The organism is Sporanaerobacter acetigenes DSM 13106, from assembly GCF_900130025.1.
GTDB classification, from domain to species: Bacteria; Bacillota; Clostridia; order Tissierellales; family Sporanaerobacteraceae; genus Sporanaerobacter; species Sporanaerobacter acetigenes.
Window position 1 is genome coordinate 1 of the sequence record NZ_FQXR01000003.1, and the last position, 13,349, is coordinate 13,349.

Consider the following 13,349-nt stretch of genomic DNA (forward strand, 5'->3'; position numbering starts at 1 on the left):
TTTAAAGCAAGACCTGTATATTTAAGCCGTGATGACAGAATAGAAGCTCATTTTACTACCTGTTTTATTTCACTAATTATATATCGCATTCTTGAGAAAAAACTTGGAGAAAAATACACATGCCATGAAATTCTTACACAGCTCAGAGAAATGAATTTTTATCAAGTTAAAGGAGAAGGTTATATTCCAACTTATACTCGTAATGATTTAACAGATGATTTGCATGAAGCATTTGGTTTCCGAACTGATTATCAAATCGTGTCTACACAACAGATGAAAAATATTTTTAAGGCTACAAAAAAATAAAAAAAGTACGCATTTTTATAGATATAGTAAAAAGCTTGAAACCCACTATTTACAAGGGTATCCAAGCTTTTTATTTCTTTTAACTGTCAAAGACGAGATTATATACGTACATATTGCAAGAAAGGTGTACGTATATATATTCCACTTTTCCTATTTTATCTCTTTATATCTTTCTTTTTCTTCTATTTACTTAAAATTTTGTATTATATAAACATACATTTAGTTTTTATTATATCCTCACAATGTTTTTTGTTATTAATATATACTTTAATATTTCAATATGATATATTATATTTGTACGTTATTGACGACAAATAGAAAGGTGAATTTGACAATGGATGAATTAGGTACAAGAATTAAATGCTTAAGAAAAAAAAATGGATATAGTCTAAGACAGTTTGGACAAATATGCAACTTATCTCATTCTTATATTAGTGATATTGAAAAAGGAAGAACTAATCCATCCCTTCAAACCTTACAAACAATCGCTAATAAATTAAATACAGATATGTCATATTTATTGGGGGAATCTGACAATATCTATTGTTGCAATGCAAAATGTAATATAAAAGATTATGAAATAATTCAAATTTTAAACAATAATCCCGAACTTAAACAAAGTATCTATGATTTAAAAAACACTTCTTCCCAACAAATTAATATATTTCTAAAAACCTGGGATTTCATTAAATCTATTTATGAAAGTATTAGCGAATAAGATAAAACAAAACAATGTAACAAAAGGCCTGAAATCCTCATCATTTTTTTGAGGTTCAAGCCTTTTTAGCTTAATTTTGGGTATGAAAACTAAAATATAAATTTATTTAAAGTTTTTTCATTATTTTTATATTGGCAGAATCAAAGTTTGTTTCATTCTTTACGATTTCCAATATTTTAACTACATCTTGCTCTGTTAGCTCATCTGCAGACACTACAACTTTCACTCCGTCCTCTTTTAAAAATACCAAAGCTTCTTCAAATCCTTTTGCTTTAACAAGTCCTTCTATATATAATTCCTTTTCTGATAAATTTCCCAATCTTATTATTTCATTTTGAGCCTTTGTAATCATTTCACTACTACTTTTTTCGTCTTCCACAATTTCTTTCAATCTTTCAACTAAATTCCCCCTCATCTTATCTCTTGCCAATCTATATTCTATAAAATAGTTATTGTTTTTTAAATTTTCCTCTCTACTCAAAGTTTCTTCTATGCTGGAATTTATGTCTTCTGTCAATTGAGATATATTTTCCTCATCATTTCCCTCTACAATTTCTACTTCACTTTCTTCACTTCCAGATATAGCTTCTATAGTTGATTTTTCTTCATTGCTTGCTGCCTTTTCCATCTCAATTTCCTCATGTTTTTGATATTCCCTGGCAACTTTTGACATGGATTTTTGAGTAAGTTGATGATTGACATATCCAGTCAATACCAATAGACAAACTAAAATTGCTATTATAGCTGGCTTTTTCATACTAAACATAAACATTCCCCCTAATTGCTAGAATACACTTCCACTCTATTTCCAGATATACCTAAAGCCGTTTTAACTGCTTGATACAATTTTTCTTTTACTTCTATATTTTCTGCACCTTCTGCTACAACTATAACCCCTTTAACTTCAGGTTTTATCTCTTTTAACACTATTATATTTCCTTCACTTCCTCTAGTAACAACTTGAATAGAAGAATCCTCTCTGATTATTTCTCTAACACCCCCTTGTGAATCTTTTTCACTTGTCTTTTCTTGATTTTGAGTTGTATTCATGGCTGGTATTTTTTCGGTAGTTTCTTCTAAGGTTATCATCACTTTTACTTTTCCAACTCCCTTTATTTCACCTAATATGTTTTCTAATTTCCTTTCAAGAAGCATAGCATAGTCTTCCATATAATTGTTTTCTATAACTTTTTCTTTTTTTTCATCTTTCTTAAACACTTCCTCTTGTGATTTCTCACCCTTAAGCGCACTTGCTGCGATCAGCAACATAGCTCCAATAATGAGTATTATCAAAAGATTATTCATAAATTTTTTATTTATAATTTTATCTGAAATTTTCTTATATTTTTCTTTAAAGTTCATTTCATTCACCTACCATTTTTCTATTTAAGTAGACTGAAATTCTATCTTTAGGCAAATTGTACTGTTTAGAAATAATATTTACTATTTTTTCGCTATTCTTTAGTTTCTCTCTATCTGATGTATTGTTATTGTTCCATTTTACCCATACTTCTTTTGTATTATCTACTTTAATTATATTTTCATCTTTTATGTTTTCATCTTTTCTATCTTCTAAAATTAATTCTATTTTTCTGATTTGTCCATAATCTTTATCCTCCATGTCCTCAACAATTAAAACATTTAAATCAATTACTTTATAGCCAAAATTGTACTCTACTTGATCTTTTATATCTTCCTTTAGCTTATTTATATATACACTAGTTATCTGATTTTGCTGTAAGTCCTCTATACTATCATTTTCTGTGTATTCAATATTAAATCTATTCATATTTGTAAAAATATTTCTTTCTATATCTATATCTTTATTTATAAATTTTATGAATGGATTTATCACTACTATAATGATTAAAAAACCAATTATCATATCTATAAATCGTTTCATATTTCCTCTTGGTAGTACTATTTCTAAAAATGATATAAATATAGACATATAAACTATATCTACTATCCAATCTTTTATAAATTCTATTGCCACAATCTCATCACCTACCTCAACATCATAGAAATATTTCCAGCCTCAACTATTATAGTGATAGTTATGAAAAACATCATTGAAACTGAAATAATACTAACAAGTATCAATACCAGTGATTTACTTACCTCATTTAAACTATCTCCAATTCTCATAGTAGAAATAGGTTCTATAAGTACAATGAGAACTTTATATATAAATATTAGTGCAACTATTTGAATTGTTGGAATGATACATATTAAAAAGAGTGTAAATAATCCTATCCCCCCAACGGCATTTTTTAGTATTAGAGAACACCCCACTACAGTATCCATAGCATCTGATAAAAATTTTCCTACAACAGGTATGAATTTATCCACTGCAAATTTTGCTGTTCTAGCTGTAACACCATCAACTTTTGAGGCTACACCATATACAGACATAATTCCTATAAAAATCGTTAATGCCACTCCAAGGATTGTAACAACTATTTGTCTCATAAGCTCAGACAATTTTGTAAATTGAACTTTTTCAGAAATTCTACTTATAATTCCTACAATGAACGAAAAAAATATCAATGGAAATATTACATCTTTTATAAGTATTCCAATTATATTTACAGTTCCCAATACCATTGGATGAAAAAGAGCATTGGTAGTTGTTCCTCCCACAGCAACTAACATAGTTAATAAAATAGGCAATATTATTTCCATAAAATTAACCATTTTATCTACAGTACTTTGTCCGAGGACCATAATTGTTGCAAAGCTCTTAATAACTATAGTTGTTATAAGTATATAACATATATAATAGGCCAGCTCTCCAACAGTATCTTTTTCAAAGGAAGTCTGTAAATTAGTCAATACTGCACACATAATAGTTATTGCTAATATTTGTATAAGTAATGACAAGTTGTCAATTACTTCATTAAAAAACAGTTTTCCTATTCCCTTCAATATATCAGTGCTATTTATAGTTCTTTCACCTTTAATAGTTGAACTAATAAATTCTTTAAGATTAATCTCAGGAAAATATTTGAAAGACTCATTTTCTAGATCCGCAATTGTCTCCTCAAGCTCCTTTAAATTTAAACTTTCAAACTGCTCCATAATAAATCCAAGATTTTCATCTTTGGATTGAATTTCATCCCCATATCCATGAATGGGTAAAAAAATAACTAAAAGCATTATAAAAATGACTGTTCTTTTATTTTTCATCTTATTCACCTTTAAGGCAAAATTTTAAAAATCAAATCCATCAAAGCCATAAATATTGGTATAGCCAATACCATGATAACCACTTTGCCACCTAATTCAATTTTAGATGCAATAGATTCTTCTCCTGCATCTCTCGATATTTGAGCACCAAATTCAACAATATATGCAATTCCAATTATCTTTAATATTGTAGTGAAAAATATAAAATCTACATCTGCATTTTTAGCCATATCTGTTAGTACTTGTACAACAATTTTAAGCTTATCTGCTACAATATAAAATATAACTATACTGGTAGCTATACTGATCAATATAGCAAATTCAGGTTTCTCATCTTTAAGCAACATAATCATAACTGTAGCTATTATACCTATGACTACTATTTGCAATACTTCCATTTCATCACTTCCTATCTAGTACAATTGGAACAATGCCTTTATATCACTAAACAATTGGCTTATATATTTTAGAACTATTCCAAGTACTAGTACCACTCCTAAAAGAGTTGTTATAAATGCAAATTCCTCTTTGCCTGCCTTGTCAAGTACCATGTGCAAAACTGCAGTCAATATACCAATACTGGCAATTTTAAAAATTAAATCTACATTCATGCTTTTCTCTCCCTTATATTAAAATAACGACTATAGCCAATCCTGCCAAGAAGCCTAAGCTTTTAAACATCTTCTCATTTTTATCTTTCTCAATTCTAGCCTCATCTTCTAAGTTTTTTATTTGAGTAAGAATCAATTTGAAATTTTTTTCTTGATCTGTTCTATCTGAGGAACCTATGGTTCTCCCAAGGGTCATAAACATTTCTATATCTTCCTTCTTAAAATTGAGATCATTTTTCATTGCATCTTCAACTGATAAAAAGGAATCAAAAACTGTACATTCTCTATCTTTATTTAATCTTTCTATTATCAATCTAAATATATAGGACACTTTTTTATTTCCCTTATTGTAAACATTCATAAGTGCTTCAGGCAAGGGATTGGCTCCATATATCACTTCAGTTTCCAATAGCTTGATACAATTTTCTAAATATATAAGGTTTTCTAATCTTTCTCTATAACTTTTCCCATATATATATCCCATCAAGCTAGTAGAAAATATTACAAGTAAACTACCTGTCAATTTTAATATAAGCATATTATTACCTCTTTCAATACAAAATTGATTTAAACGTGTATCCATCTATTATGTCACAAATTGTTCCTACTCCTTGAGAATTATCCATAATGATGATTCTTTCAAATATTTTTCTTTCTATTATTTCTCCAAGACCATTTTTAGTCAATATATCTTCTAAATCTTCCCCATGAACAGTAGAAATAAGTTTTATCCCAGCCTTTAGTGCTTCATTTATAGCTTTTATATCCTCATATCCACCAAGTTCATCTGTAGCAATAACTTCTGGAGACATAGAACGGATAAGCATGATTATGCCATCACTTTTAAGACAAGCATCCAGTATATCAGTTCGTATTCCTACTTTTTTCTGTGGTATTCCATTATATACTCCTGCTATTTCTGATCTTTCATCTACAACTCCAACCTTCATTCCTCTAATATTTAATTCAGGAATACCATCACTAATATTCCTGATTATATCTCTTAAGAGAGTGGTCTTTCCACACTGTGGTGGAGACACTATCAATGTGTTGTAAATTGAATTGGAGTATTTTATTATATATTTCATTATTCTATTAGATATACCTAATTTTTCTCTAGCAATTCTAATATTTAGCGATGAAATATTCCTTATAGTTTCAACTCCTCTAGAATTGTATACTGTCTTGCCTGCAATCCCTACTCTATGACCTCCTCTTAAAGTTATAAATCCGTTTCTTATTTCTTCTTCAAAAGCATAGATAGAATAATTGCTGATAATTTGAAAAGTTTTGTTTAGCTGTTCTACTTTTACAACAAAGCCTTCTTGTTCATCCTTTAACAATTGACCCTCACTTGAAACATAATAGTCCTTGCCTTCTCCTAAAATCATTAAGGGTTTTTGATTTCTAATTCTTATCTCTTCTACATTTGCTTTTTTATTATCTGGAATTTTATATAATATACGACTGATTTCTGGGTCTAAATATTCTAACAAGTAATTAAATATCGCTATTTCATTGTTCTTCATAACATGTCCTCCTTTCTAATATATAGTATGTCCAAAGTTAAAGAATATGCTTGTATTTTTAAAAAATAAGGTCTGAAACACAATTGTGTTTCAGACCTTAAACAATTTTTATTCAATTTCTATATCTTCTGGTGAATGGTTTAAACACCCTTCATCACATTCACAAAAATCTTCATCTTCCATGTAATCAAAGTCATCATCATCAAAATACATGTCATCATATTCATCTGAAAATCCAAATACTTCTTCTTCTACATCTGCTAAATCCTCATCCATATAGCTGACATATTCGTCAACATCATCTATTTTTTCATCTACTTCACCCAAAGCGTTGGCAAAATCATCAAGAACATCGATAATATGTAGAAGTAATTTACCTTCCTTGGTAGATTCTTCTATTCCTAGTCCATCAGCCAAACCCCTCAAATAAGAAACTTGTTGAAACAATTCATCCATTCTAATCCCTCCTTAAGTTTTATTTTAATTATTCCCTAAACTCTTGACAAATACTCACCAGTTCTAGTATCAATCTTTATCTTGTCACCTTCATTGATGAATAGTGGAACATTAATAACAGCACCAGTCTCAACAGTAGCTGGCTTTGTAGCTCCAGTAGCTGTATCACCTTTAACACCAGGTTCCGTATGTGTTATGACAAGTTCAACGAAATTTGGTGGCACAACTTCAAAAGCCTTGCCTTGATAAAATCTAATGATAGCTGTATCATTTTCTTTGATATAGATTATAGCTTCTTCCACATCCTCTTTAGCCAATGGCAATTGTTCATAAGTTTCATTGTCCATGAAGTAATACAATTCTCCATCATTATATAAATACTGCATCTCTTTTGTCTCAATATGAGCCTTTGGATATTTATCATTTGGATTGAAAGTTGTTTCTTTTGTTGCACCACTAATTACATTTTTTATTTTGGCCCTTACAAATGCCGCTCCTTTTCCAGGTTTAACGTGTTGGAAATCAATTATTTGATATACATCTCCATCCATTTCAAAAGTTACACCTTTTCTAAAATCACTTGCTGAAATCATTCAAAAAACCTCCTACTAAAAAATATTTCTACTTTAAATTTTTAAATACTTCTAAGGCTAAAATATAACTATATGGTCCAAATCCTGTTATCTGCCCAGAACAAACTGGAGCAATAACAGATGTTTTCCTGAAATCCTCTCTTCCATATATATTTGATAAATGTACTTCAATGACAGGAACTTCAAGAGCTTCTATAGCATCTCTTATAGCTATACTATAGTGAGTATAAGCACCTGCATTTATTATAACACCATCATATTCTCCACGCAAAGCTACATGGAGTTTCCCCAATATATCTCCTTCATAATCTGATTGAAATATATCCACTTCATATTTAAGTTCATGGGCTTTATTTACAATCATGGAATTTAGTTCATCTAGGGTTTTATCTCCATAATGCTTTTTACTTCTATAACCTAAAATATTTAGGTTTGGACCATGAATGACTAGTATCTTCATTTTATGCCCTTCTCTATTCTTCTTTTCCATTTTTATTATAGCAATCCTTTCATATTACTACAAGACTAATGTTTATCATAATAAAAAATTATTTCATCTCCTATACTTTCAACAGATTTGTCATCTACATCTATTAGATAATCACAAGAACTGTAATATAGTTTTTTTCTCTCTAAAAAAAGCTTTTTTATTTTTTCATACATATCTTCTTCATTCATAAGCAAAGGCCTATCTACATCTGATGAATTTAAGTTTCTAACAATCGTTTCTATTTTCCCATTCAAGAAAAAAATTATACCATTACTCCTAAGTGCATGAATATTCTCTTCTCTTAAGACTATTCCTCCACCAGTAGAAATTAAAACATTTTTATTATCAGCTATTTCTTTGACAACTTGAACTTCAATAGTTCTAAAAAAATCTTCTCCATAAATGTCAAAGGTATCTTTTATTGACATATTTGTTTTTTCTTCTATCAAATCATCAGTATCAATTTGAACAATATTTAATTTTTTTGATATGTATTTACCTATTGTTGTCTTTCCTATACCACTAGGGCCTATTAAAACTATATTTTTCATATTGTCACCTATAGAAATATTAAGAATGTTGAGGCTTCCTATTTACTTTTTCAATAGCCTTGGCAACTTCCTTCACAACATCAGCTTCAAATTGTAAATTCAAATTATTTGCTCTCTCATATAGCTCACCTTTTTCAGTTACAACATATTTAGGTGGCAAATGATTTAGTGCTATTGCTGCTATGTCCAATCTGCATTTTTCACAATCACAGATATTTTTTCTTGTTTTTAGTATCTTATCTATAGCATATCTAACTTCATCTTCCATAATATTGTATAATTTCATTTTTATCACCTCTCATTGCATAGTAGAATTTTCTTTGATGGCATAAATTTCAGGTTCAACAAATTTAGATAGATATATGCCATATTTTTCTATTACATCTACTTTATATTCTAATCTAGTCTGACTTTCAATTGATTTTTCATTTCCTCTATAATTGTTCAAAATGACAAGTCCGTTTATCTCAGGTTTGTCTTCGGAAAAAACTTCTAATTCTCCATCATCAATTAAAATTATACCATTGAAAGCAATAGCATCAAATATGTTTAAATCACCCTTTACATATATTATTCCATTTAAATCCCCATTGTCAAATTTGTTCTCATTTATAATAGATATTTGGCATTTATCTCCATCAGGTTTGTTGACTATAATAAAAACTTCATTTTTGTCTAAAAAATCTTGATGCACAGGAATATCCTTTTCATAACGGTAATAATCAATTCTAATTTTACCTTCTCCTAGAATACATATATTTACTTTGTCAAAATTAGAAGACTCAATACATTGAATTTTATTCTCAAAATCATACAATTTAAAATCATCAAATATATCTTTAAAAAACTCTTCATCTTCTACATTGTTCTTCGATATTATTGACCCATTGTTTATGTATTTAAAATTTATGATATTGAACATTCCAGTAGCAGTTTTTTCTATTGAATCATAAATACCCGTAGATACAATTTCACCTTTCAATATACCATTTTCTCTATGTATATTTGTCACTTTTACATAATTTGTATCACCCGAACTAAAGGAAATATCCTTTAAAAATATTTTACCTTTGTCTCCAATGTTTCCCTCATGCCCATATTTAATATAATATTTCAACATTGGAATTAATTCTTCTCTGTAATATTTATCTTCATTAAAACATATATATATCTTGTCTTCGGCTCTGTAAGATGATTGAGTGCTTTTCAAGCTTGTACTTACTATTCTGCTATCCAAATAAACAGAATACATAAAAAAATTAGCTACAATCAGTACAAAGCACCAAATAAGTACTGCTAATATGATTATTGAGCCATCATTTTGTGTCATATAAACACCTCTACTAGTAGCTTACAGGGCATCTTATATATATTTCTGTATTGAATCTCATCTTTCTTCCTATGTGCCCTGACAATAAAATATTTAGTACTATTTTTTTATTTTCAAAATCTATATAAGTTCCCTCAATAGATTTTACATTTGAAGCAATAGTATTAACTCCAATAAAAGAAGAAATCCTTATGGCATTTATATTTGGACCTTCTGCTGTAACTCTTTTAAGGCTATTCCCATCTTTATAGTAAAGTATATATTTATATATGTATTTGTCATCACTAAGTTTCTTCTCCAATGTCTTCAAAACAAACCCAACATTATTTTTGAATTTATCATTTAGACCTTTGAAATTATCTGTAGATAGGATTTCATCTGCAGTTTTTATTTCTCGCTTCATGTATTCAATGGCATATCTACCATTTAGAGATAAATCATTTCTTTCTTCTTCAATTAAATTTATATTTACACAATAATCAAATACAGCATAAAAAGCTAAAGCCAAAATAGAACTAGCAGCTAATCCTACAACAAGTTCAATCAATGTAAAACCTTTCTTATCATTTTTTTTTAGGTTTTGGAACATAAGCTTCAAGAACCACATCTTTTATCCTCTCGCTATTTTCTTTTGATGTAATACTAACTGTTATTTTCCATAAATTTTCATTTTGATTTAATTTATTTATCCTGACTAAGTACTCATATTCTCCATTATCGAATATTGGCAATTCTACTTCTGCTGTAGCTTCTCTACAAAATCTTTCCATTAAAAACTCTAACTTCATATCCAATATATATTCATCATTTTCACTATCAAATTCAAAAGCCTTTATTCTTTCTAAAATAGTTTCAGCAAAATATTTCATATTATTTTTAGTTTCTAACAGACATAAGTTTTTTTGTGCCGAGCTTATGAGTGGAAGAAAGGTCACTGATATAATCCCCAATAGAAACATCCCCAGCAATACTTCCAATAGTATGAATCCCCTACGATTCATTTGACTTCATCTCCATCAATATAAATATTGACTTTTCCAGTTGCAACTTCCACTGTTAATTCAATTTTCTTTCCTTTTCTACTCTTCATATTTACCGTTCCCGCCTTTGAAGGTGCTCCTGTAGGAGTAAAACATATACTACCGTGATTAGGATTTGGGGAATTTGCGAAAGTTGTATCTATTAGTTTCAGTCCACTTTCCATAGATTTCTTTTTTATCATACTTCGTTCTTTGTCATATTTATATATAGTATAATAATTTTCTTTGGGGTAAATTTCCACACTATACCTTCTGACATCAATTATAGCCATATTTCTGGCAAAAATAATATCATTTTTAAATTCCAGTAGTTCCTTTCTTTCTTTAGTATTAATTAAGAATTCATCCCTTGGTGCTGCAATAGCCAGAACAATGGACAAAATAGCAAGAGTTATGACAATTTCTATTAATGTAGTCCCCCTAGACCTCATTTTCATCATCTCTAATTTGGTTTTAGATATAATTCTACATAAAAATAAAATATCCTTCTTTTTTGCTAATTTTTCCACTCATTTAAAAGATATAACATATAAATTGTTTCTCCTCTAGTTATTTTGTTGTCATAATTTGCAAAACTTTTAGAGCGTATCCCCTTTTGATATAGCATCTTGTTAGAAGTATTGCTCCATTTAAAGGTTTTACTTTCAGTCACTTTTTTCATTATATCTTCAACTTCTCGATAAGTCATAGGTAAGTTTAAATTTAAAACATTTTCTTTATTTCCACTTATATATCCTTTATTTAAGCTATATTCAACTACTTTTTCATAATTTTTATATTCACTATAATCTTTATATGTCTTAGCTCTAATTGCTTCTTCTGGCAAATCCCATTTATAGACTTTGTTCAAAACCATGAGAAACTGACCTTTTGTCATATAACTATCAGGTCTAAATTTCTTATCTTTATAGCCAGAAATATATTTTCTTCTAATATAAGTGTCTATCTCATCCTTTGCCCAATGGCCTCTTATGTCATGATATTTAACATAAGTTTTATCTATGAATACAGCATAAATAGAACCTTCTTCTTTTATGGAATTTGGCACAATATAGGTTTTGATTCTATTTTCTTCAATGGTACTTGGCATATAAAGCCATTCTCCGTTGATAAATTTATATATGCCACCAATGTTAGGTCCATAGTATTCAAAAGATAATTCTATTTTTTTATCTTTGTTGAATTCTTTTATACTATTTAAAATTTTTATATTGTAAACTTCTGAAGCAACAATTAAATTCTTGTTAGATTTACCATTTTCATTTTTGCCATCATTGTACAATTTAAGCAATACATCATTGAAATAAGTTCCACTTGGAATAGCTATTTTAAGCTTTTTATCTTGAGCTTCTACTTCACCACCACTAGTAGGTACTACTACAGTCTCAGCTAGGATTAAAGCTTCTTCTTTGTTTAATTTTTGATAAGTCTTTATATAAGCTTCTTCAAATCCATCTCTATATCCGCTTATGAACCCATCTCTATACCTTTCATTATCTAAATATAGATCATATTCATAAATAAGTTCTGAATTTAATTTGAAATGTCTGGATATATCATTTTTTTGTTTCGAGAAATAGTCGTTTTGTGCTGCTTGTTCTCCTATTTTAGTTCCTACTTCTTTTCCATCTTCATAAGCAGTCTCGCTTTTCAATTTATTTAAATCAACATTTCCCTCTCTAAAGCCCTCATTGTAAGCTTTTTCATAGGCCTTTTTAAATCCTGTGAAAAATCCATCTACATATTTTTCAGAATCTCTATTTAATACAAACTCCCTTCGAATTTCTGCTTCAGAAGGAAAGTCTCTATTCCAATTACTTATTTTCCCCTCAGAATAATCTTTTCTTCCATTGATTTTTCCAAACATTTCACCAAAAACTTCACCATCTTTTAGGCCTTCCTCATAAGAAATTTTTTGAGGTTCTAAATTTGCCTCTCTATAAGATTCTTCATAGGATTTTTGAAAGTTTTCTTTAAAATCTTTCAAAAAACTATTTCTATATCCAATTGTCTCCAGATCTAAATTGAACATATTTATGATAACTTTATCTGTCGGTTTGACCTTGGACCAGTTGTTTTTTTTGCCTTCAAAAAAATCTCTTTGTCCATATACTTGTCCTAGCAAAAGACCAAAGCTTTGTCCATAATTTGTCTTTTCATTTTTTTCTTGTTTTTTATCTGTGTTTTGACTTATGTTCCCAGAGGTATATCCTTCTAAATATCCTCTTATATATCCAGCCTTGTAATTGGCCACTATATTTGACATGACAAACTTGTCATCCTTGTATTCTTTGTACATACCCTCTATTTCTGAATCCTTAGGCATATCTCTATTGTAATCACTAGTAAGCTCTTTGTTTTTATCTAAATAGCCTGCTATATTCCCATGATTATATCCTGTCTCTCTTACCTCTTCATATACTTTGTCATATTTATCTTTTTCATCTGCATATATAGGCATAGAAAATGCAAAAGATAAAAGTATACTTAAAGCTAGAAACAAACTAAGTTTTTTCATTTTCATCACCTTTTTCTC

Annotated in this window: 19 protein-coding genes and 1 pseudogene; 2 read left to right on the top strand and 18 right to left on the bottom strand. The window is 28.9% G+C overall.

From position 1 onward, the window contains the following. Together BUA21_RS02130 and BUA21_RS02135 are read left to right on the top strand one after the other, a co-directional pair. Nucleotides 1-306, top strand: a pseudogene (locus BUA21_RS02130) (IS1634 family transposase); the annotation flags it as partial. 322 nt (nucleotides 307-628) lie between these two features. Continuing rightward, nucleotides 629-1,024, top strand: coding sequence for a helix-turn-helix domain-containing protein (locus tag BUA21_RS02135; RefSeq protein WP_159429084.1), 396 nt, complete (start codon nucleotides 629-631; stop codon nucleotides 1,022-1,024). 106 nt (nucleotides 1,025-1,130) lie between these two features. On the opposite strand, the gene BUA21_RS02140 is transcribed toward BUA21_RS02135, so the two are convergent. The 18 genes from BUA21_RS02140 to BUA21_RS02225 form a co-directional block, all read right to left on the bottom strand. Beyond that, the gene (locus BUA21_RS02140; protein WP_233242606.1) at nucleotides 1,131-1,790 is read right to left on the bottom strand and encodes a SpoIIIAH-like family protein; all 660 of its coding nucleotides are present in this window, start codon (nucleotides 1,788-1,790) and stop codon (nucleotides 1,131-1,133) included. An 11-nt stretch (nucleotides 1,791-1,801) separates the two neighbouring features. Beyond that, on the bottom strand, nucleotides 1,802-2,386 hold the full coding sequence (locus BUA21_RS02145) for a sporulation stage III protein AG (RefSeq protein WP_072742976.1): 585 nt from the start codon (nucleotides 2,384-2,386) through the stop codon (nucleotides 1,802-1,804). Nucleotide 2,387: 1 nt separating this feature from the next. Beyond that, the gene (gene spoIIIAF, locus BUA21_RS02150; protein ID WP_072742978.1) at nucleotides 2,388-3,020 is read right to left on the bottom strand and encodes a stage III sporulation protein AF; all 633 of its coding nucleotides are present in this window, start codon (nucleotides 3,018-3,020) and stop codon (nucleotides 2,388-2,390) included. A gap of 11 nt (nucleotides 3,021-3,031) precedes the next feature. Next, nucleotides 3,032-4,213: a stage III sporulation protein AE gene (spoIIIAE, locus tag BUA21_RS02155; protein WP_072742980.1), complete on the bottom strand. Its 1,182-nt coding sequence runs from the start codon at nucleotides 4,211-4,213 to the stop codon at nucleotides 3,032-3,034. Nucleotides 4,214-4,224: 11 nt separating this feature from the next. Next, complete coding sequence (spoIIIAD, locus tag BUA21_RS02160; protein WP_072742982.1) at nucleotides 4,225-4,611, bottom strand: stage III sporulation protein AD; 387 nt, start codon at nucleotides 4,609-4,611, stop codon at nucleotides 4,225-4,227. A 15-nt stretch (nucleotides 4,612-4,626) separates the two neighbouring features. Continuing rightward, the gene (spoIIIAC, locus tag BUA21_RS02165) at nucleotides 4,627-4,824 is read right to left on the bottom strand and encodes a stage III sporulation protein AC (RefSeq protein ID WP_072742985.1); all 198 of its coding nucleotides are present in this window, start codon (nucleotides 4,822-4,824) and stop codon (nucleotides 4,627-4,629) included. 13 nt (nucleotides 4,825-4,837) lie between these two features. Next, nucleotides 4,838-5,362, bottom strand: a complete 525-nt coding sequence (locus tag BUA21_RS02170) for a stage III sporulation protein AB (protein WP_072743415.1) — start codon at nucleotides 5,360-5,362, stop codon at nucleotides 4,838-4,840. 13 nt (nucleotides 5,363-5,375) lie between these two features. Next, nucleotides 5,376-6,353 (bottom strand): stage III sporulation protein AA, encoded by a 978-nt coding sequence (spoIIIAA, locus tag BUA21_RS02175; protein ID WP_072742987.1) that lies wholly within the window; start codon nucleotides 6,351-6,353, stop codon nucleotides 5,376-5,378. Nucleotides 6,354-6,461: 108 nt separating this feature from the next. Further along, nucleotides 6,462-6,809: a CD1247 N-terminal domain-containing protein gene (locus tag BUA21_RS02180; protein ID WP_072742989.1), complete on the bottom strand. Its 348-nt coding sequence runs from the start codon at nucleotides 6,807-6,809 to the stop codon at nucleotides 6,462-6,464. A gap of 35 nt (nucleotides 6,810-6,844) precedes the next feature. Further along, nucleotides 6,845-7,402, bottom strand: a complete 558-nt coding sequence (efp, locus tag BUA21_RS02185; protein WP_072742991.1) for an elongation factor P — start codon at nucleotides 7,400-7,402, stop codon at nucleotides 6,845-6,847. A 28-nt stretch (nucleotides 7,403-7,430) separates the two neighbouring features. Beyond that, entirely contained in the window at nucleotides 7,431-7,892 is a 462-nt protein-coding gene (aroQ, locus tag BUA21_RS02190; protein WP_234973667.1) for a type II 3-dehydroquinate dehydratase, read from the bottom strand. Between the two features lie 35 nt (nucleotides 7,893-7,927). Beyond that, nucleotides 7,928-8,443 (bottom strand): shikimate kinase, encoded by a 516-nt coding sequence (locus BUA21_RS02195; protein ID WP_072742993.1) that lies wholly within the window; start codon nucleotides 8,441-8,443, stop codon nucleotides 7,928-7,930. A gap of 19 nt (nucleotides 8,444-8,462) precedes the next feature. After that, the gene (locus BUA21_RS02200; protein ID WP_072742996.1) at nucleotides 8,463-8,729 is read right to left on the bottom strand and encodes a late competence development ComFB family protein; all 267 of its coding nucleotides are present in this window, start codon (nucleotides 8,727-8,729) and stop codon (nucleotides 8,463-8,465) included. 12 nt (nucleotides 8,730-8,741) lie between these two features. Continuing rightward, the gene (locus BUA21_RS02205; RefSeq protein WP_072742997.1) at nucleotides 8,742-9,773 is read right to left on the bottom strand and encodes a hypothetical protein; all 1,032 of its coding nucleotides are present in this window, start codon (nucleotides 9,771-9,773) and stop codon (nucleotides 8,742-8,744) included. A gap of 13 nt (nucleotides 9,774-9,786) precedes the next feature. After that, nucleotides 9,787-10,380, bottom strand: a complete 594-nt coding sequence (locus BUA21_RS02210) for a PilW family protein (RefSeq protein ID WP_084604102.1) — start codon at nucleotides 10,378-10,380, stop codon at nucleotides 9,787-9,789. Beyond that, nucleotides 10,337-10,774 (bottom strand): type II secretion system protein, encoded by a 438-nt coding sequence (locus tag BUA21_RS02215; protein WP_072743000.1) that lies wholly within the window; start codon nucleotides 10,772-10,774, stop codon nucleotides 10,337-10,339. The genes BUA21_RS02210 and BUA21_RS02215 overlap by 44 nt, the downstream gene beginning before the upstream one ends. Next, nucleotides 10,771-11,322, bottom strand: coding sequence for a pilus assembly FimT family protein (locus BUA21_RS02220; protein ID WP_072743002.1), 552 nt, complete (start codon nucleotides 11,320-11,322; stop codon nucleotides 10,771-10,773). Before BUA21_RS02220 ends, BUA21_RS02215 begins: the two co-directional genes overlap by 4 nt. Further along, a complete protein-coding gene (locus BUA21_RS02225; protein WP_084604103.1) occupies nucleotides 11,310-13,337 on the bottom strand; it encodes an S-layer homology domain-containing protein in 2,028 nt (675 codons plus the stop codon). Before BUA21_RS02225 ends, BUA21_RS02220 begins: the two co-directional genes overlap by 13 nt. Between the last annotated feature and the right edge of the window lie 12 nt (nucleotides 13,338-13,349).